We start from the raw sequence: 20,388 nt of genomic DNA, 5'->3' as shown, positions 1-20,388 counted from the left end.
TCCTTTTTTCCTTAACGATCGGTCAAAAAGGTTCAGATGCTAGGCGGAGGACCTTCGCTGCCACGGAGGCGTACTCCTAGTACGCCGGAGAGCAAGTGAAGGTCTGACAACGACGCAGATGAGCCTTTTTCACCGATCGCTTTTTCGCTTTATTTTCCAGTGCAATCGTGGAAGAAAAGAAGGGTGTTTTTTCACTCTATGGAGGCACCTATGAATGCGACAAATCCTCTCTTAAAACCCTTCACAAACAAAGACCAGGCTGTGCCCTTTGATCAAATCAAAGTGGAGCATTACCTTCCCGCTTTGGATGAAGCGATCAAAATCGCCAAAGACAAAGTAGCGAAAATCAAAAGCAACCCGGCGACACCGGACTTCGAGAACACGATTGTAGCTCTCGAGGCGGCGTCTGAGCTTCCAGATAAAATTTCTTTGATCTATGGAAATTTGGAAGTGGCTCATGCTGACGAAGCGTTGCAAGCACTGGCGAAAGAGATCTATCCAAAACTCACAGCGTTCGCATCGGACGTTTCTTTGGATGACGAAATCTTTAAACGCGTGAAAACCGTTTACGACAACCGCGCGACAATGAACTTGAATAAAGAACAAACTCGCTTGCTCGAGAAAACTTATTTGTCTTTCACTCGCAACGGCGCTTTGTTGTCAGCTGACGACAAAGAAAAACTTCGCCAGATTGACCAAGAACTTTCCGTTTTAGGACCGAAGTTCTCTGAAAACGTTTTGAAGGCGACGAACGCTTTTGAAATGGTTTTGGATAAGAAAGAAGATGTCGACGGTCTTCCTGAGGGAATTCTTGAGGGAGCCGCGGCCATGGCTGAAGCCAAAGGCCACAAAGGCAAATGGCTTTTCAATTTGCAAATCCCCAGCTACTTGCCGTTCATGACTTACGCGAAAAATCGCGCCCTTCGTGAAAAAATGTGGAAGGCTTATTCTTCCCGCGCCTTCAAAGGCGAGTTCGACAATCAAAACACCGTTTTGAAAATCGTTGAGCTTCGTGCTAAGCGCGCGAAGCTTTTGGGCTTCTCGACACATGCAGATTTCGTTTTGGCCGAGCGCATGGCAAAGAGCCCGCAAACTGTGACGGAGTTTTTGCATAAGCTTTTGCAAGCTTCCAAAACAGCGGGTCAAAAAGATGTGGCAGAACTTGCCGACTTCGCCAAGAAGATCGACGGCCTTGCGGATTTAAAACCTTGGGATATTGCTTATTACTCTGAAAAATTGAAAGAAGAAAAATACGCTTTCAATGAAGAAGATCTTCGCCCGTACTTCAAATTGGAAAATGTGGTTGAAGGTGTTTTCGCGCACGCTAAAAAACTTTACGGTTTGACGTTCAAAGAAAACAAAGACATCCCGGTTTATCACCCGGAAGTGAAAGCTTACGAAATCTATGAAGAGAAGTCCGGCAAATACATGGGCTTGTTCTATACAGATTTCTTCCCGCGCGAGACGAAAAAAGGCGGCGCCTGGATGACACAATTCCGTGGGCAAGGTTTGATCGAAGGCGATATGAAGCGCCCGCACGTCAGCATCGTGTGCAACTTCACGAAACCGACTCCGACAAAACCATCGCTTTTGACTTACGACGAAGTTCGCACTTTGTTCCATGAATTCGGTCATGCTTTGCATGGCATGTTGTCTGAGTGCACGTACCCGTCTTTGAGCGGCACGAATGTTTACTGGGACTTCGTAGAACTTCCGTCACAAATCATGGAAAACTGGGCCGGAGAAAAAGAAGGCTTGGACCTTTTCGCTCGTCATTACGAAACGAATGAAACGATGCCAGCTTCTTTGATCGAAAAACTGAAGGCCTCGCAAAAATTCCAAGCGGGTTATATGTCTTGCCGCCAACTTCAATTCGGTATGATGGATATGGCTTGGCACTCGACAGACCCCGCGACGATCAAAGACGTCGATGCGTTTGAAGAAAAGGCGACAGCCGAAACTCGACTCTTCCCTAAGGTGGAAGGTTCGAATAACTCTTGCAGCTTCAGCCACATCTTTGCAGGTGGTTACTCTGCAGGTTATTACTCTTACAAATGGGCGGAAGTTTTGGATGCGGATGCGTTTGAGTACTTCAAAGAAAAAGGCCTCTTCAATCAAGAAGTGGCTCAGAAGTTCAAAGAAAACATCCTCAGCCGCGGCGGTACGGAACATCCGATGGATCTTTACAAGAAGTTCCGCGGTCGTGAGCCAGATCCGAACGCGCTTTTGCGCCGTGATGGTTTGATCTAAGTGGTTAGCACTTCGGCCCCGCCGGAGTAAGAAAGAGTTCGATGAGCAAAAATAAACTTATCCTCGAAGAAAACTGCAGCATTGCTTTAGTTTATCGCCTGGAGACCGCAACCGCGGTCTCTTTGGCAAAAAAAGTGGGCGAATATCTGAAAGACCGCGGCTTTAACGTGCTGACGGCTCCAGAACAAAAAGTCGTTCCCGGCACCAAGCCTGCTAAGACGAAAAAACAAATGGACGATCTTAAGCTTGTGATCGTTTTGGGTGGCGACGGAACTTATCTGCGTGCCGTCCGTTTGCTCGAAGGACGTAGCGTTCCTATCTTGGGTTTCAACATGGGTTCGCTGGGTTTCCTCACAGCTCACAGTGCCGAGTCTGTTTTTGAAATCATCGACAAAACTCTTGCCGCAAAAATGGTTTTGCGTCCGCGCTCGATGCTCTTTGCAAAAATTCTTCGCAAAGGCAAAACGCGCGGCGAATACCACGCTTTGAATGACATCGTGATCGAAAGAGGTTCGATGTCTCAATTGATCAACACAGCGATCTATTCAGAAAAATTCCTGGTGAGCGAAGTGAAAGCCGACGGTTTTATCGTGGCTTCGCCATCGGGTTCAACGGCGTACAACTTAGCAGCCGGTGGTCCGATTCTGCATCCGGAATCTCCGGTGTTTGTGGTGACTCCGGTGGCGCCGCACAGTTTGACGTCGCGTCCTTTGATCTTCCCGGATGACCGTGAACTCTCGTTTAAACTCGATGGAAAAACGCAGAAAGCGCATTTCATCGTCGACGGTCAGAAAATGATGGAAATTACGGCGGATGACGAAGTGATCCTGACTCGTTCTTGTTACGATCATTGGATGGTGCGCGAACCGAATCACAATTACTTCCATCTCTTGCGTGAAAAACTTAAATTTGGCGATCGAAGCTAGTTCTTACGATATCTGGAGAAATTATGTTACTCGAACTCAAAGTTTCTAATTTTGCGATCATCGAAAACCTGCACATCTCTTTTAAAGAAGGCTTGAACATCTTGAGCGGTGAAACCGGTGCCGGCAAATCCGTTCTTCTTAAAAGCCTTTCTTTATTGATGGGTGGAAAAGCTTCCAGCGACACCATTCGCACGGGCGCTTCACAAGCGACGATCGAAGGCTCTTTTGATATCAGCAACCGTCCTGACGTTATTCAGTCTCTCAAAGACATGGGGATCGAAGTGGACGAGGATACTTTGATCGTTCGCCGTGTTTTGAGTTCCGGCGATAAATCGAAAGTGTATTTGAACGGCGGTCTAAGCACGTTGAACAGCTTGCGTGACATCGTGGCTCCCCTTGTGGAGTTGGCGGGTCACTCTGCACCTCTGATTGAAATGACCGGCCAGCACGAAAACCGCAATCTGATGTCCAAGAATTATCACTTGGATCTTTTGGATCAATATGCGGGAACTTGGGACAAGCGTCTTTTGTTCACGGAAAAGTACAATCGCTATCATGCGATTTTCGCGGAAATTAAAAAACTTGAAAACGATGCGAAACAAAAAGCACAACGTTTGGATTTCCTGATTTATCAACGCGATGAAATCGCGAACTTGGATCTGTCTCCGGGTGAAGATCATGAGTTGGAAGTCGAAGTAAAGAAGCTTAAAAACTCTAACCGCATTGGCTCTTTCGTTGATGCCGCGGAATCCGCGCTTTATACCGATGATGACTCTGCCATCAGCCGTTTGAATGCCGTGCTTAAAAAAGGTCTCGAGCTTTCTACGGTCGACCCGCAAATCGCCGCGAAACTAGAGAACCTCGAACAGGCAAAAGCTTTGATCGATGAAAGCGTTTACGAACTTCGTCAATATGCTTCAAAGATTGATGCCGATCCTCAGCGCCTGGAAGAGCTTGAAGGACGCTTAAGCGACGTGCGTAAGCTTCAGAAAAAATATGGCTCCACTGTTGATGATATTCTTAAAGCATTGATGGAAATGGAGATTGAAATCTCCAATCTGCAAAACTCAGAAACTAAAATCGAATCTTTGAAAAAAGAGGCCGCTGTTCTTTTGAAAGAACTCGAAGCCTTGGGTTTGGATCTGCACAAACGCCGTCAAAAAGGCGCCGATCTTTTGGCTGACAGCGTGAATGCCGAGTTGTCGGAACTCAACATGAAGGGCGTGACTTTCCACGTCCAAGTCGAAAAACTCACGGAACTTTCTTCAACCGGTTTGTCTGATGTGGAATTCCTAAGTCAGACCTCCGCAAAAGACGTCAAACGTCCTCTGGCGAAGTTTGCGTCCGGCGGTGAACTGAGCCGTATTCTACTTTCTTTGAAGCGTGTCGTGGGCTCAAGCAATCAGCCACGCACGTATCTGTTTGATGAAGTAGATACGGGTGTTTCGGGAGAGACGGCGGAAAAAGTCGGTCGAAAATTGAAAACCATTGCCAAAGGTCAACAAGTTATCTGCGTGACTCACTTGCCACAAGTTGCGGCTTTTGGTCACAGCCATTTCTTTATTCAGAAATCTCCGCAAAAAGATTCTGTGGCGATGCTTGTGTCAGAACTCAAAACGAAGGATCGCGTGCAAGAAATCGCCCGCCTTATCAGCGGCGAAAAAATCACAAAAACTTCGTTGGCGCATGCTGAACAACTTTTGGCAGATGCCAAAGCCTAGAGCGATAAAATATTTGTAAGTAATAAACCTCCTTGCTTGTCTCGTAGAATATCGGGATCACAAGGAGGTTTTTTTATGATTCTGGTTATGGGAGCCACTGGGAATATCGGCTCTAAGATCGTCACTCATCTTCTCGCGAACGGTCAAAAGGTTCGCTGTGTCGCTCGTAAATTTCCGAATAAAGAAGCCTTCCAGGGTGCCGAGCTGGCCATCGGCGATGCCAATAACGTTTCCTTCTTGATGGATGCCATGCGCGGCTGTTCAGCGATTTTCACGATGATTCCGCCGAACATGCAGGCCGAGGAAGTTCGCTTCTATCAAAACAAATTCGGCGAGGTCATTGCCGAGGCGATCGAAGAAGCGAGCATTAAAAAAGTCGTTAACCTCAGCAGCATCGGCGCCGATCTTGAAAGCGGCACCGGGCCTGTTTTGGGACTGCATGATCAGGAAGAGCGTCTTAATGAAATCACTCATGCCGATATCGTTCACCTCCGCCCGACTTATTTTATGGAAAATCTTTTGGCGCATATCTCTAGCATCAAATCCATGAATCGCATCTTTGGTGTTTTCCCGGAAGATGTTCCCATGCCAATGATAGCTACTCGTGATATTGCGGCACGAGCGGCGTTCTTGCTGATGAATCCGGATTTCAAATCCCATAACGTCGAGTATCTTTTAGGTCAGCGTGACGTTTCTCATGCGGAAGTCGCAAAAATACTGGGTCAGGCGATCGGCAAACCTGACTTGGAATACGTCGAGGTGCCACCGAAGGAAATGCGTAACTCTCTTATCGGCGCGGGTATGACAAAAGATTGGGCCGACGTCATGCTTGAAATGGCGGAGTCCTTTTCGAACGGTACCATCGGCGCGACTGTACAACGTGACAAGACAAACACCACCGCGACGACTTTGGAAGAATTCGCGCGCACAACCTTCTTGGATGCTTACAACCGCGCTCCAACCGCTGCCGGAGCGGATCGCTCTCGTCCCCGCGAAACCGGTGGCGAAGCCCGCCCTTAATGTTGAATAAAAAAGCCTCTTCATCATTCGGAAGAGGCTTTTTCTTTATTTAGTTACAAGGATTTGCGGCGGTCACTTCTTCAAATGTACACTGCGGCTCATAGTACTTTGAAATCGCCTGAGCATCTTCCAAACGACATGCGAAAACGGTTTTTACACCGGGGGACCACATAAGTCTTCCTTCAGAGTCATAACACTTTCTGCAAAGATCAAAACGAGTATTGCAAGCAGGTGTTGTCGGCTGGTTGACTTCCGTACTCGCTGGAAAACGTGACTTCTGAGAAATCGAAGATGTATGCGTCGCCAGCTTCGCTTCCACTTTATATGAAATTGATCCTTCGCCTAAATGCACGCCTTTTCTATGATCCACATAAAGGCCTCGGGATTCAAAATTTGAATTTGCCAGCTCTGTATGAATGAGATCTTCTCCACGATAGATGCCCACCCAAGAAGCTCCCTTTGCATCCCATGAAATAGGAACATCAATCTTTGTTGTGTCCTCCGAAAGACGTTGAACATTCGCAGGGATGCCAACCCCCAACTGAGGCTTACCTTCTCGTGCTACTTTCATGGAAATACTTTTTCTTTTTTTATTTGGATCATTGTCGTAACTGGGATTGATCGACTCTTCCGTGAATACAATGTCGATCACTTTAGACGTGCCAATAGGCTCATTGAAATGCGGGTTATTGATAGAAATACTGCGTTCCCAGATTGCCGTTGCGGAGTCCGCTTTAATATCTGCGGATGTATAGAAATACTTTTTCTGTGCGATGAGTTCGCTTGAGCGTCGAGGAATATCAGTCACGTATTCAATCTCTTGTCCATTCACTTGAACCTTGAGTGGATTCAAAAGCCCTTGTCGAACAACGAAGTGAATAGAAGAATCGCCTTTTAAGACAACGCGGTTTTTGGGGTGTTCTAAGACAGTCACCATTGCTGGCTGTCCACCTTTGCGAATATCCTCAAGAGCTTTCTTGTAAGACTGACATGCCGTCAAACTTAAAACCGTAAGACCCGCGAACAAAACAGTAAACCAATTGAACATAGACCTTCCTTTTTTAAAAGAAATCCTTGCACAACCACACTTCAATTCAACACCATATTTTGTTTATTACATTATCGAGACTTTTGAAGTACCGTCTTAAGTCCTGGATCTTCAGCGAAGGTGATCCTTAAACACCTTCATGTTACTGTGAACCTCATGAAAAAATGGATCTATTTGTTATTCATCTTCGGAGCGTCTTGTATGCATAAAAGTCCTTTGCAGTATCCTCATCCCGAAAAGAAACCTGTCACTCTGACGAAACACGGTGATGTTCGTACGGACGATTATTTTTGGCTGCGTGAAAGAGAAGACCAGAAAGTCATTGCCCATCTGACGGCTGAAAATCTTTATACGGCGGAAATGATGGCTCCTGTGAAAGAACTGGAGCAAAAGATCTTTCAAGAACTCAAATCCCGAGTCAAAGAGGACGAGTCTACAGCTCCTGTAAAATGGGACGATTTTTATTACTCTGCCCGCTACGAAGTCGGCCAGCAGTATCCCTTGTTTGTCCGACAAAAACATACGACGAAAGCACCCGAAGAAATTCTTTTGAACGGACCCGAGCTCGCCAAAGGCCACCCGTTTTTTGAAACGACAGGACCTCGTGTAAGTCCCAATCACAAGATGATGGCTTTCGGAATGGACACCGTGGGTAGACGTTTCTATACCTTGCACTTTAAGGATTTGACGACAGGACAAACCTTGCCGGAAAAAATTGAAAACGTCACCGGCAACTTAGAGTGGGCCGACGACAATGAAACGATCTTCTATACGCAGCAAAACCCAGAGACATTGCGTTGGGAAAAAGTCTTCCGTTACAACATCAAAACTAAACAGACCGACCTTATTTACGAAGAAAAGGACGAAACCTTTTCCGTCTACGTGAATACGTCCCTTTCCGGCAAGTACATTTATATCACTTCGTTCAGTACTTTGACGACGGAAGTGCAATATCTGGAGTCGAACAAACCACACGGCAAATTCAAACTCTTTGCCCCGCGTGAAAGAGAGCACGAGTACTCCGTTGAAGACGGCGAAGATATCTTCTATGTTCGCACGAATAAAAATGCGAAGAACTATAAGCTGATGACGGCGAAAGCAGGCCACACGAATGTCAGCGAATGGAAGGAGTTCATTCCTCACCGTTCTGACACTTACTTGGAAGACGTGACGGTTTTTAAAGATTATCTTGTTCTCGACGAACGCAAAAACGGCCTGACTCAGATTCAGATTCTCGATCGCGAAGGAAAAAACTCTTTTTACATTCCTTTTGCCGATGAAAGTTACTTAGCGCATGTTGGGAATAATAAAGAGTATAAAACGGAATGGGTGCGCTACAACTACGAGTCGATGCGCTTACCGCCTTCGGTTTACGACTTCAATATGAAAACCCATCTGCAAGAACTTAAAAAGGTTCGCGAAGTTCCCAACTACAATCCAGAACTTTATAAAACAGAGCGCATGTTTTTTACAGCCCGTGACGGTACGAAAGTTCCTGTGTCCATGGTGATGAAGAAAGAGCATAAGCTTGACGGAACGGCTCCCGTGCTCGTTTATGGTTACGGCTCTTACGGCGCGAACATGGATCCAGATTTTAGTTCATCTGTTTTCAGTCTGGTGGACCGCGGTTTTGTCTTTGCTTTGGCGCATATTCGCGGCGGCTCAGAAATGGGTCGTGATTGGTACGATCATGGTCGCACGATGAATAAGAAAAACACGTTCTTCGATTTCATCGACGTCACGGAGGCCCTTATCAAAAACAAATACGCAAATCCTCACCGTGTGTATGCAATGGGTGGAAGCGCGGGGGGGCTTTTAATGGGCTCCATCATGAATCTTCGTCCTGATCTTTACCGCGGCATTGTTGCGCAAGTGCCGTTTGTCGACGTGATTACGACGATGCTGGATGACACTATCCCTTTGACGACGTCGGAGTATGACGAATGGGGCAATCCGAATGAAAAGGCGGCTTACGATTACATTAAAACGTATTCGCCTTACGACAACGTGAAAGACATGAAGTATCCAAACACTTTGGTGACGACAGGATTGCACGATTCGCAAGTTCAGTATTGGGAGCCGGCAAAATGGGTGGCGAAACTTCGCGAACACAACACCGGTGATTCTATGATCCTGCTTAAGACGGACATGGAATCCGGTCACGGTGGAGCTTCTGGCCGATTCGACGCCTTGAAAGACACCGCCACCGAGTACGCTTTTATTTTGATGGTAGATAAAGACGCCGCAAATAAATAGCTTGGAGTTCTCATACTAAAATAAAAAGGCCAGGAAAAACCTGGCCTTTTTTATTTCAATTTGGGCAAACGTTATTACTGAACGTTTTCAATGATGATCAAAGCGCTGAATGTATTAAAGCGCATCAACTCGCCCGTTCTAGAGTGAACGATACGTTGCTGAGTGATGTACTTCACTTGTCCGTTTTCATCCAACACAGGAGTTCCGTTAGGATTGATTTGCGGGATGCGAGAACCTTCTGTTTCTTTCACGCGATTGAAAAGAGCTTCCGCAGTGTCGCCATCTTGACGAACACAGCCGCCCGAAGCGCGATTACCAAGACGACCGATGTAAGCTTTGCTTACTTCGTGCAATGCCAAACCGTTTTCTACGTCATAGAAAATTGCAAATGGCATATCAGAATCCCATGAACTCGATTTGTGGTCTTTATTTAGGTATTGCGGAGTGTAGTATCCTGTCGGAGTTTGTGACCAATAAGATTTTGGAGGAGCTCCCGCGCAAACTTTGTTTTTACGGCGAAGCTCGAAACCTTCACGACCTGTCGAAACGTTCGAAATATGCGTCAAACGACCATATTCATAGATACGCATTTGCTGCGCATACGGGCCTCTTTCAGCTTTATTCACAACGATCACGTAACGGAAATCGCGCATCCAAGGTTTTTCATTGAAATCGCGTTCATCGAAGCGACCACTGTAATGCTCAGGAAGGCGTGCGGTGATCTGCTTTTCGAGCTGCAAAGTTTGGCTGTATTCTACGTCAGAATAATCACAGTCGTTAAAAGCGTTCTTGACCTTACCCCAAAAAGAGATTGCGAAAGCGGACTGGGAAAGCATCAACGCAGCCAGAACCACACCGTATTTACCGAATTTCATATAGGCTCCATTCTTCAATAAAAATTGCGAATCGCAAGAATGTGAGCAAATTCGTTGCCAAGTTTTTAAGGTTCAAGTGGACCGTGGAATAGCCCACCCCTCGCCCCTCCGCTCATCACGGAAGGAAATACAGGGGTGGCCAAATATTAGACACTCAGCTTTCTGAGCACGTAGTGAAGGATGCCGCCGTTTTTGTAGTACTCAAGCTCCACCGCCGTATCGATACGTGAGCGAACCTTGATTTCTTCTTTTTTGCCGTTCGAGCGAGTGACGATCAACTGCAGATCTTGAAGTGGCTTCATTCCCGCTTCAATCCCCACGATATCAATCGCCTCCGAGCCGTCTAACTGCAAAGTTTTACGATCCGTGCCCGGATGGAATTGCAAAGGCAATACACCCATTCCGATAAGATTCGAACGATGGATACGTTCAAAGCTTTCAGCAATAACCGCTTTCACGCCTAAAAGACGCGTGCCCTTCGCGGCCCAGTCACGTGATGAGCCGGTCCCGTATTCTTTACCGGCTATTACAACCAGGCCCGTGTTCATCGCTTGATACTTCATCGATGCATCGTAGATCGACATCACATCCCCGGAAGGAATATATTTCGTCAAGCCACCTTCCGTTCCATGCAACATTTCGTTTTTGATGCGGATATTCGCAAAAGTCCCGCGCACCATCACCTCATCATTCCCACGACGTGAGCCGTAAGAGTTAAAGTCGATCGCGTCCACGCCTTTGCTGATGAGGTATTTTCCAGCCGGAGAATCTTTCTTAATATTTCCAGCAGGCGAAATATGATCCGTCGTGATGGAGTCACCTAAAATCGCGAGCACTCGGGCCGCCCGAATATCTTGCAAACGTGCCGGCTCTTTTGTCATGCCCACGAAGTACGGTGGGTTTTTAATGTAAGTGCTGTCGGCCCATGAGTATGTTTGTGACGGTGTTGTCTCAATGCGCTTCCAGTCCGTCGTCCCAGCAAAAACATTGCCGTAACGAGAGTCGAACATTTTTGTTTCCACCGTTTTATTAACGATGTCTTGAATCTCTTGATTCGTCGGCCAGATATCGCGAAGGAAAACAGGTTTGCCTTCTTTATCCGTACCCAATGATTCTTTCATCACGTCAACATGCATGCTGCCCGCTAATGCATAGGCAACAACCAGCATCGGTGACGCCAGATAATTCGCTTTCACATGTGGATTGATACGACCTTCAAAGTTTCTGTTTCCAGAAAGCACGGAAGCCACAACCAGATTGCCTTTTTCAACAGCCGCAGCAATCGGGCCCGGCAATGGACCGGAGTTTCCGATACAAGTTGTGCAACCGTACCCGACAAGATTAAAACCGATTTGATCGAGATACTTTTGCAGACCGGATCTTTCCAAATAGTCGGTCACGACTTGAGAGCCCGGAGCCAAAGAGGTCTTCACCCAAGGCTTCACCTTCAAACCTTTTTCCACCGCTTTTTTCGCCACAAGACCCGCGCCCATCATGACGGATGGATTGGAAGTATTCGTGCAGCTCGTAATCGCCGCGATAACAACATCCCCTTGGCCCAAGGAATAATTGCCGCCTTCAACAGGGACTTCTGAATGTCTTTTGCTTGTAAGCTCCGCCGGAACTTGGAAGCCAGATATCAATTGATTTTGGAAGTCTGTCGTCGCATGACTCAAAGGTACCCGATCTTGCGGACGCTTCGGTCCTGCCAATGACGGCTCGACCGTTGCAAGATCCAATTGAAGTGTGTCGCTGAATGCAAAATGGCGTTCATTTTCTTCATTGCGCCACAAGCCGGTTTTCTTGGCATAACCTTCAACCAAAGCCACTGTCGCTTCATCACGACCGGACAAACGCAGATACTTCAACGTTTCGTCATCAATTGGGAAAAATCCGCAAGTCGCTCCATACTCAGGAGCCATGTTCGCGATCGTCGCGCGATCCGCCAAAGACATCGAAGCAAGTCCCGAGCCATAGAACTCCACGAACTTACCCACAACACCTTTTTTACGCAGCATCTGGGTGACCATCAAAACAAGATCAGTTGCTGTCGTGCCTTCTTTAAGTTTTCCTTCTAAACGGAAACCGATGACTTCAGGGATCAACATGCTTAGCGGCTGCCCCAACATCACGGCCTCAGCTTCGATGCCGCCCACACCCCAACCTAATACAGCAAGACCATTGATCATCGTCGTATGGCTGTCTGTTCCGACAAGAGTGTCAGGGAATGCATACGTGCCTTCTGGTCCTTGATTTTGCCAAACCGTTTTTCCGAGATACTCCAAATTCACCTGATGGCAAATCCCCGTTCCCGGAGGAACCACTTTGAAGTTTTGGAAAGCTTCTTGCCCCCACTTCAAAAACACGTAGCGTTCGTGATTGCGCTGGAATTCCATGCGCACGTTTTCGTCAAAGGATTGAGGTGACGCAAAAGAGTCCACCATCACAGAGTGGTCAATCACCAGGTCTACCGGCACAAGAGGATTGATTTTCTTCGGATCACCGCCCAGAGCTTTCATCGCGTCTCGCATCGCCGCAAGATCGACAACCGCAGGCACACCGGTGAAGTCTTGCATCAACACACGCGCCGGGAAGAACGAAATTTCTCGGGTCAGAGATTTGCTGTCCATACTCAAGAGCGCATCAATATCGTCTTTGGAAACGTGAAGACCGTCTTCATGGCGAAGAAGATTTTCTAAAAGAACTTTGAGTGAAACAGGTAATTTTTTAATGTTGGGGTGAGAGATCTTTTGCAGATTGAAGATCGTGTACTCTTTCGCTCCCACCTGAAGCTTTTCTTTTGTTTTAAAACTATCGTTGGACTTGATATGCATGAGAGGGTCCTCCCCTCTCAATTCCACTCCTCACGCAGGATTTTATCAAGCCAAAAAGCCCCAATCTGGGTTTTCACATCGCTGACATTTCCTTCGCGTACAAACCTCATGAGTTCTTGAGGTTTTATTTCGACAACCTCAATAAATTCTCCATGATCGAGTTTTTGTTCTACGTGCACCAAATTCTTGGCTAAATACAGGTCGATATGTTCGTTTGAGTAACCAATCACTGGATGAATTGTGGTCAGGAAAGTCCACTCCTTGGCATCATATCCCGTTTCTTCCATGAGTTCTCTTTTTGCTGTTACTAAAGAATCCTCGCCGTGATCGCGTTTTCCTGCGGGAAATTCTAGAAAAACTTTTTTCACTGCGTGCCGGTACTGATGAATCATGACCACATTGCCATTGGGAAGCAGAGGAATCATCATCGCAGCGCCAGGATGAAGTATGTATTCCCTCGTATAGGTTTTTCCATCGGGAGCCTGCACTTCGTCCTGTTCGACTTTTAAAAAACGACCGCGGAAAATTTGCTTAGTAGACAGAGTTTTTTCTTCTAGATGTTTCATACAAACACAATCTCATAGAGAGACCCCGTTGTCTCAATATTATTCTCTGGACGAAAGATCGTCCCGTCCTTTGTCCAAAAGATGTAGAATGATAGTTGCTCAAGGAGTTGTATTAAAAGATTCTAATATTAATAGCCATTAGATCAGGAGGATCTTCATGAGAGCTTTCAATCAAGCAAGCCTCTTTCTTTCAACAGTACTTCTAATCTCTGTCTTCTTTGTTCAAGATGCAAATGCGCAAAGACGTTTCGGCAGCTCACGCGGCCTGTCCGGTGATATGTCGATCGGTTTAGGTATCTCGACCGTTTCTGCGGGCCAAGACGACTTGAACAGCGCGATCGACCAAGCGGTGACGGATAGAACAGCGAGCACTAAGAACCTAGGCTCTGCGTGGGAGTTTTATGCAAACTGGAGCTATCGCTTCTCTGGCACGCCTTACGCTTTTGTTTTCCGCCCTTCTTATTTCACGCAATCTACAGAGGGCTCCGCTGCGGATGGCTCTTATGACTACAAATTAACGGGCTTCACTGTGTTCCCAATCTTCCGTCTTTACCCGCTTGAGAACTCGTTCATCAAGTTCTACATGCAAACAGGTCTGGGCTATGGCTCCTTAAATGGTGCGATCACCGCGGGCGCAAAGAATCTTGATTTCAAAGGAAGTGCCTTCGGAGCGATGGGCGGCATCGGTGTCGACTTCTGTTTCACAGATGCTCACTGTTTAACTGTGGAAGGTAACATCCGCTATATGCCAATCGAGAGAAATATCACGACAGGCGGTAACTGTTCCGCTGCGAACGATATTCCGGGAGTCAGGCAGTGTGGTGGCAGCAGCGAAGTGGAAATCGGTGGTAGCGACTTAAGAACAACAATGTCGGGCGTTCAGGGTCTTATCGGTTACACGATGAACTTCTAACGTTCTTAAATAAATGATTTCTAAACGAAGGCTCTTCCAAAAGAAGAGCCTTTTTTATTTGGGAACGTACCCGCTTCCGTTTCTCAACAGAAGGAACGGTGTTCTTTCGGTGAAGAAATGGAAGCGGGTACCTTTCGCTTCCGCAAGTTTCCACGAGATGGATCTGCATTTTCGGTTATTTCCATTAAATACAAGACACCTTTGATTCCTTTGTTGTGTGCGATAAAAAAATTGTTATAACCCGCGCTCGATTCAAAAAATACAAAGGAGATTTCTATGAAATCAGTTTCGAAAAAATTAGCGATGCTTTCACTTGCGGGTGTGATGGCGGCGGCGACTCCGTCGCAAGCTGTTGTCTGCTTTATGCCTCATCCTGTTTGTGGCGTTGTTATCGTCGGCGGCTTGGTGGTTTCGATCATCGCAGCTCGTGATGCGGCAAAAAAAGGTCATCACCTGGATCCGATTTCTCTTGAACAAAATCAAGCGAAGTTGGCGCGCATTTCACGTCGTCTTGATGGCACGAACTATTTGCTCCGAATGCAACAATACGAACGCTACTCTCAAGGCTATCGCTCTGTGATCAGCCGCTATGACAGCGGACGCATCTCCGGCCGCTTAAGCCTTGAGAGCTTGATGGACTTCAGCCCGCAACTTTTCCGTGACTTAGACACTATGGAAAGAATGCTCGCTGAGGAGTACGGGCAAGAACTGGTCCTGCAGGTTTACGGACCGAAATACAAAGAAAATGGTCAGATCAACTGGAAGCGCTATAAGCTCCTCTCGCAAGACTCCCTGGCTATCTACTCAAATTCATTCAAAGACTAAACCTCATCGGAGCTTGCCTATTTGAGAGGGCAGGCTCCATTATTCTTTAGTTGAATAATAATTTGGTTATTAGAAATTGGCCGTTTTTTAGAGGCCCGCTTATACAAGGGTCCATGAAAACACTTTTAATTCCCGCCCTATTAATTCTTGCCTCTGTCACCCACGCGGCTGTGGAGGGCAGTTCCATCAGCAATGCGTACGTAATTTACGAAACGGAAGAAGCGCAGATCATTCGCGGCAAAGCTCCGGCAAATAAAATACAATTCCAAGAATTGATCGATTTGGGCGTCACGGAATTTCTGATTTTTAAAATGGATACCAAAGGTGAAGTGGAAAAAGAAAAAGCCCTTCTGCAAAACTTGGGAATCACAAAAAGTTCAATCACACATATTTCATTTCCATGGAAAGATCTGCACGATTTTCAAAGCGCTTGCACGATGACGATTCAAGCTTTGCAAACGATCGAAGAAGCGGCGCAAAGAAATAGAAGCCTCTACTTTCATTGCACCGTGGGCGAAGATCGCACGGGATACCTCGCCGGTTTGTGGGGCTTGTGGGCCGGGACTTATTCCTCTGTTCCAGAATCCGTTGAAAAAGAATTGTGCGCGCGAGGCTATGAAGCGGGAAACCCTGGAAAACCCTATCGCGATGTTGTGTTGAAGATCCGCGAAACGCTGACACCGACCTACTTAAAAATGGTCATGGTTCTGAGCGAGGCACGCCAACGCGGAAAAGGCTTGGATGAATCTCTTTGTGATAAAGAGCCTTCATTAAAGGTGGCGGTAAACAAGTACTACTGCAAAAAAGTATCAGACCGCTAACTTTCGCGTTTCACTTTGAGATTCTCCTGAGTTATTGAGCCTGTACACTTCAGATCCCCTTGTTAAAAACCGAAAAATATAATGAGTAACCATAAGGAAATTCATGAACGTCGGTTTTCTCCAAGTTCTATTCGGGATCCTCTTATTGACAGGATGTACGCTAGATATGAAGCTGGCGAATCTCGATTTAGATTCTCTAAATCCCGTGCATTCCCCCTCTGGTCCTCTGCCCGGAAAATTCCCTCTTGGTAAAAGTAAATATAATTTTGCCTTTCCGGTAAGTATTGAGCTGACTCCCGAAGGCCACCTTCTTGTCGCAAGCCAAGGTGAATTATCCGGTGGCGTGCATGAGTATGACCCGGCAACGGATGAACTTGTGTTGGCGTTTGGCCCTCCAGGCTCTGCGGATCAACAACTGAATGCTCCGATCAGCGCGACTCTTCATAACAATCTTATTTATGTTCTCGACGTTGATTCTTATAAAATTTTCGACCGCAACGGGACTTTTCTTAGCAAGGTAGGAACTAGCGGTTTCGCCAACGGGCAGTTTAACTCTCCCATGGATATCGCTGTCGACAAGAATGGACTTATTTACATCGCGGATTGCGGCAACGACCGTGTGCAGGTTTTTAATTCGAATGGCACGCACAATCGAAATATTGGTTTAGGATTCGGCTCCGGAAATGGGCAAATGAATTGTCCTTACGGCATCGACGTGGATGACGATTTGAATGTTTATGTCGTCGAGTATGATAATGATCGCGTGCAGAAGTTCGATTCTTCAGGAAATTTCGTCATGAAGTTTGGCGTCTCTGGGATCGGTGTCGGTCAATTTCAGCAAGCGGCCCGCGTGCGAGTTGATTCGCTTGGAAATATTTGGGTTGCGGAGATCTCCCGTCAGGAGCTTATTAAGTTTTCTTCTGCAGGTACTTACATAGCGACCTATAAAGGCGACGCCGGCGGGCATGACCCTATTGGAGTTCCTTTTGATTTTTTCTTTGGGCCGGATGATTCCATTTACATTGCCGACGGTAATAACAAAAGAATCGAAGTTTGGGATAAAAACGGCGTGAACCAAAAAACTTATAGAAACTATACCTCTGCTGAAGGTGCTTTATCTTTACCGACAGGGCTTTGGATCGACTCTGCGGATAATTTCTTTGTCGCCCAATCAGGAGCCGGCACGAGTCCTCAAGGATCTTATAAGTTTGATTCGCGGGGAAATTATCTTGTGACTTATGGAAGCAAGGGTACAGGTGTTGGACAATTGGAGTATGGTTTCGACAGTGCCACGGACTCCGAAGGCCATATTTATATCACCGACAACCTAGCCAACAACATCGAGAAGTTCGCTTCCGACGGCACCCACCTTCTGACAATTGGATCTGCTGGTACCAATCCTGGGCAATTCAATGGCCCCTCTGGTATCTACATCGACAAAAATGACATCATCTATGTCGCTGATTTAGGCAATTCGCGTGTACAAAAACTAAGTAAGGATGGAACTTATCTTGGTGAGATAGGAAACTCCGGAGGAGCAGGGCAACTAGATCAGCCTTCGACAGTCCATCTAGACAAAGACGGAAACATCTACGTTTGCACCATAGGAGCATCAAGGAAAATTTATAAATACGATGCCTCCGGAAACTTTTTGTTCTCTTTCGGTGACGGCCCGTACAGATTCGGTATTTACGTCGATTCGGTAGGCAATATCTATTCCACGAACTATGACCAAAACAGAGTAGACAAATTCGATAGTGGCGGAAATTTTTTGGTCAGCTTTGGCAGTCTCGGATCATTTCTTGGAGAACTCCAAGCCCCCGCCGATATAGCCGGAGATTCTTACGGAAACCTTTATGTCGTGGATGTCTACAATCATCGCGTGCAAAAATTCAGTCCGCTCGGCATTCCGCTTGAGGAATAAAACTTTATCGTTCGTTTCCGACAGCGAACCAATCAATATTTAGACAGCGAAGAACTTCAGAATCGGAGCTCGCCGCCTTCTTCGTGGTTTTCTCTACAAGTTCAATCAGGAGCTTGCGAACCTCCTGAGTCGATTCTTCCGATAAAGCCATCGGACCGGTATAAAATAAATTCTTCCCTGAAACACGCTCCATTGCCTGCATTCCCTTCAATCGCCAATTGGTGTGATGTCTATTTACAAACGGGGAATCATGCCCAACATGAGTGACCTGGGGACCCATATCCAAATGACCTTTATGCTCCACAATCAACTTATGCTGCAAGAGAAAGTCCACCACCTTGGTTACAAGAACACGATCTAAGTTCAAGTAACTGGCGATAGAGGCCGCCGTATTAAGCTGAGGAATAGAGACGCCCAGTCGAACAGCGCTGTAATACCACTGAGAGTAAAATGTGGCTCTGTCTTCGTCTGTGAACTTTTGATGCTTCACCCTATTCTTCAACGCAAGTGCGGATTCTTTTAAGTTTGCGATCTGCTTTTCTAAAACATTCTTTAGTTCCACGGTACCGGCCCGGCTTTTTTGAACTAATAATAGAAAGTAGTCCCTTTCTAACTCCGAAAGCCCAATAAATCGCGTTACTAACAAAGCTTGCTCTAGAGTTAGCTCACGTTCTCCTCTAAAAATCTGGCTCATGACAACTGAGTTTATATCCAGATAAAGCGCGAGCTGTCGAAGTTGCCCGTGACCATTGCGTGGTTGCTCTCCGATCCATGCGTTGACACAGTGTTTATAGTCGTGAAAGTCGAAAACATTCATGAAATGCTCCCTTTGAGTTTCAAGAAAATTAGCATATTTGTTAATTTTATAGATAACAAATAAATTAATAAATGTAGAGAGAGTCTACTTAGATTGCGATACTGACAAGCAAAACATGGAGGTATCAATGATCCGGATTTTCGTTCTTTTAGTGATGAGTTACTCAGTGTGCACACATGCGGCGACTTCCACGGGTGGCGTCGATGGAGGAGGCGGAAAAAGCGTCGTCTGCCGTGATTCAAAAAATAAAATTACGTCAGCTGAGACACTGGACTTGTATGAAGCCAAGAATGTCTATGGACTGACATTGGTTCCTCAAAAAGGCTCAGTGGAAGACATTGTTTCAGTAATTCAAAAGAAACTTGAAGGCACGATGTCTCAGGCAGAACTCCATCTCCTTCCACTTTTTGAGCGTGTAACGAAGATTATGAAATTTGTTCCACCGACAGCCGTCATTAAACCAGTGGACGATGCAGCAGAAGTGGTACTTCCTAAAAACTGTAAACTCGAGCAACTCGCTCATTATGTTGATGACGAAACATTGATCGTAAGCCAAGAAATTTGGAACGCCCTCAGTGCAACAGACAAGGCTGCTTTAATTACCCACGAAGCTATCTATCGCCTAGAAAGAACTTATGGCGCGAAGGATTCACGTCGAGCCCGAAAAATTGTAGGTCATGTATTCTCTGATTTTGCTTTTGAAAAAGTGGATGCAGATCTCCCGCCAGGAGCCAAATTTTGTTCTGCAAAGAACAAAGGAAAAATGACCTATCAATTTGCTTATTACCCGAGCTCCAATGCGAGACACACCGTCTTGCAATTTATGTGGTTTGAAGGAAAGCCCGTCTTCAGTAAAAAAACCGTCGTTCTTCCCCTTCAACTTCCATGGCTAAAAAATGTTCCAGCAAGCTGCCCAGATGGCGACGGCTGCAATATCTCCGGTGGCGATATCTCTTCCAATTTTGAAGGTGGGGTTTTTTTTACAGTGGGCATCAAGAGAAAGATCACGCCTCGTTCTATCCAGGAATATCTTTATATCGACTCAAAGTCGGGACAGCACATTCTTGATTGCTTTCCTTCAAACGAAGGCAAAGAGAATGCCGTAGTTCTTCCTTATTTAAGCTTCCCAATTATTCCCGCAACAGCCAGCAGTTGCATTAACCTCCGTCAAGCCGGAGATTTAGATAAACCTGTTGTTGATGTTCCTGCGAGCTACTTCAGAATTCCAAGGATTCAAATTCAGAGAAATAACCCGGATACGGAGCTCACGATCGCTTATCTTCGCGCTGTAGTTAAGTCAGCCAATGGCGGTAATTACTATTGCAAAATTGGCGGAGACAATCTCAAGGCTTTGAGTTCTGACTGGTGGAATAAACAAAATGCCGTCATCCCTGCTGGGGTCACTCAATTCGACACTGATTGCGCCATGTACTGCGGTGGTTTACAAGTCAATGCCATGTCTTCGTATGCTGGAACCTTGGAAGTATACGGGATGGAACTAGACATCCCCACACAAGAAGTTAGACCTGTGAAACTTTCAACGCCCTTTTCTGTTTCTTCCTACTAATACAGATACCTGGTACTTTTTCCTA

15 protein-coding genes are annotated in these 20,388 nt (G+C 46.3%); 10 read left to right on the top strand and 5 right to left on the bottom strand.

The genetic code is table 11. The annotated features are described in order from the left end of the window. Positions 1 to 210 precede the first annotated feature (210 nt). From QJS83_RS03055 to QJS83_RS03040, 4 genes are all read left to right on the top strand, one after another. On the top strand, positions 211 to 2,250 hold the full coding sequence (locus QJS83_RS03055; RefSeq protein ID WP_284607624.1) for a M3 family metallopeptidase: 2,040 nt from the start codon (positions 211 to 213) through the stop codon (positions 2,248 to 2,250). A 41-nt stretch (positions 2,251 to 2,291) separates the two neighbouring features. Continuing rightward, entirely contained in the window at positions 2,292 to 3,176 is an 885-nt protein-coding gene (locus QJS83_RS03050; RefSeq protein ID WP_284607623.1) for an NAD(+)/NADH kinase, read from the top strand. 23 nt (positions 3,177 to 3,199) lie between these two features. Further along, complete coding sequence (recN, locus tag QJS83_RS03045; RefSeq protein WP_284607622.1) at positions 3,200 to 4,897, top strand: DNA repair protein RecN; 1,698 nt, start codon at positions 3,200 to 3,202, stop codon at positions 4,895 to 4,897. 75 nt (positions 4,898 to 4,972) lie between these two features. Continuing rightward, entirely contained in the window at positions 4,973 to 5,917 is a 945-nt protein-coding gene (locus tag QJS83_RS03040) for an NmrA family NAD(P)-binding protein (protein WP_284607621.1), read from the top strand. Between the two features lie 49 nt (positions 5,918 to 5,966). Here QJS83_RS03040 and QJS83_RS03035 read toward each other — a convergent pair whose 3' ends face one another. After that, entirely contained in the window at positions 5,967 to 6,965 is a 999-nt protein-coding gene (locus tag QJS83_RS03035) for a hypothetical protein (protein ID WP_284607620.1), read from the bottom strand. 156 nt (positions 6,966 to 7,121) lie between these two features. Here QJS83_RS03035 and QJS83_RS03030 point away from each other — a divergent pair, with 156 nt between their 5' ends. Next, positions 7,122 to 9,221: a S9 family peptidase gene (locus QJS83_RS03030; protein WP_284607619.1), complete on the top strand. Its 2,100-nt coding sequence runs from the start codon at positions 7,122 to 7,124 to the stop codon at positions 9,219 to 9,221. 74 nt (positions 9,222 to 9,295) lie between these two features. On the opposite strand, the gene QJS83_RS03025 is transcribed toward QJS83_RS03030, so the two are convergent. The 3 genes from QJS83_RS03025 to QJS83_RS03015 form a co-directional block, all read right to left on the bottom strand. Continuing rightward, positions 9,296 to 10,096 carry a L,D-transpeptidase gene (locus QJS83_RS03025; protein WP_284607618.1) on the bottom strand — a complete coding sequence of 267 codons (801 nt, stop codon included), beginning with the start codon at positions 10,094 to 10,096 and terminating at the stop codon, positions 9,296 to 9,298. Positions 10,097 to 10,242: 146 nt separating this feature from the next. After that, positions 10,243 to 12,930 carry an aconitate hydratase AcnA gene (acnA, locus tag QJS83_RS03020; protein ID WP_284607617.1) on the bottom strand — a complete coding sequence of 896 codons (2,688 nt, stop codon included), beginning with the start codon at positions 12,928 to 12,930 and terminating at the stop codon, positions 10,243 to 10,245. A 17-nt stretch (positions 12,931 to 12,947) separates the two neighbouring features. Continuing rightward, complete coding sequence (locus tag QJS83_RS03015; RefSeq protein WP_284607616.1) at positions 12,948 to 13,496, bottom strand: NUDIX domain-containing protein; 549 nt, start codon at positions 13,494 to 13,496, stop codon at positions 12,948 to 12,950. Positions 13,497 to 13,653: 157 nt separating this feature from the next. On the opposite strand from QJS83_RS03015, the gene QJS83_RS03010 reads away from it, so the two are divergent. From QJS83_RS03010 to QJS83_RS02995, 4 genes are all read left to right on the top strand, one after another. Continuing rightward, a complete protein-coding gene (locus tag QJS83_RS03010; protein WP_284607615.1) occupies positions 13,654 to 14,409 on the top strand; it encodes a hypothetical protein in 756 nt (251 codons plus the stop codon). 276 nt (positions 14,410 to 14,685) lie between these two features. Next, positions 14,686 to 15,234, top strand: a complete 549-nt coding sequence (locus tag QJS83_RS03005; protein ID WP_284607613.1) for a hypothetical protein — start codon at positions 14,686 to 14,688, stop codon at positions 15,232 to 15,234. A 113-nt stretch (positions 15,235 to 15,347) separates the two neighbouring features. Beyond that, on the top strand, positions 15,348 to 16,055 hold the full coding sequence (locus QJS83_RS03000) for a tyrosine-protein phosphatase (protein ID WP_284607612.1): 708 nt from the start codon (positions 15,348 to 15,350) through the stop codon (positions 16,053 to 16,055). Positions 16,056 to 16,158: 103 nt separating this feature from the next. After that, the gene (locus QJS83_RS02995; protein WP_284607611.1) at positions 16,159 to 17,979 is read left to right on the top strand and encodes an NHL repeat-containing protein; all 1,821 of its coding nucleotides are present in this window, start codon (positions 16,159 to 16,161) and stop codon (positions 17,977 to 17,979) included. Positions 17,980 to 17,983: 4 nt separating this feature from the next. Here QJS83_RS02995 and QJS83_RS02990 read toward each other — a convergent pair whose 3' ends face one another. Then, on the bottom strand, positions 17,984 to 18,796 hold the full coding sequence (locus QJS83_RS02990; protein WP_284607609.1) for a TIGR02147 family protein: 813 nt from the start codon (positions 18,794 to 18,796) through the stop codon (positions 17,984 to 17,986). A 115-nt stretch (positions 18,797 to 18,911) separates the two neighbouring features. Here QJS83_RS02990 and QJS83_RS02985 point away from each other — a divergent pair, with 115 nt between their 5' ends. Beyond that, a complete protein-coding gene (locus tag QJS83_RS02985; RefSeq protein ID WP_284607608.1) occupies positions 18,912 to 20,363 on the top strand; it encodes a hypothetical protein in 1,452 nt (483 codons plus the stop codon). The last annotated feature ends 25 nt before the right edge of the window (positions 20,364 to 20,388 follow it).

Source organism: Bdellovibrio sp. 22V (assembly GCF_030169785.1).
Taxonomy (GTDB): Bacteria; Bdellovibrionota; Bdellovibrionia; order Bdellovibrionales; family Bdellovibrionaceae; genus Bdellovibrio.
This window is presented reverse-complemented; position numbering and strand designations above follow the sequence as displayed.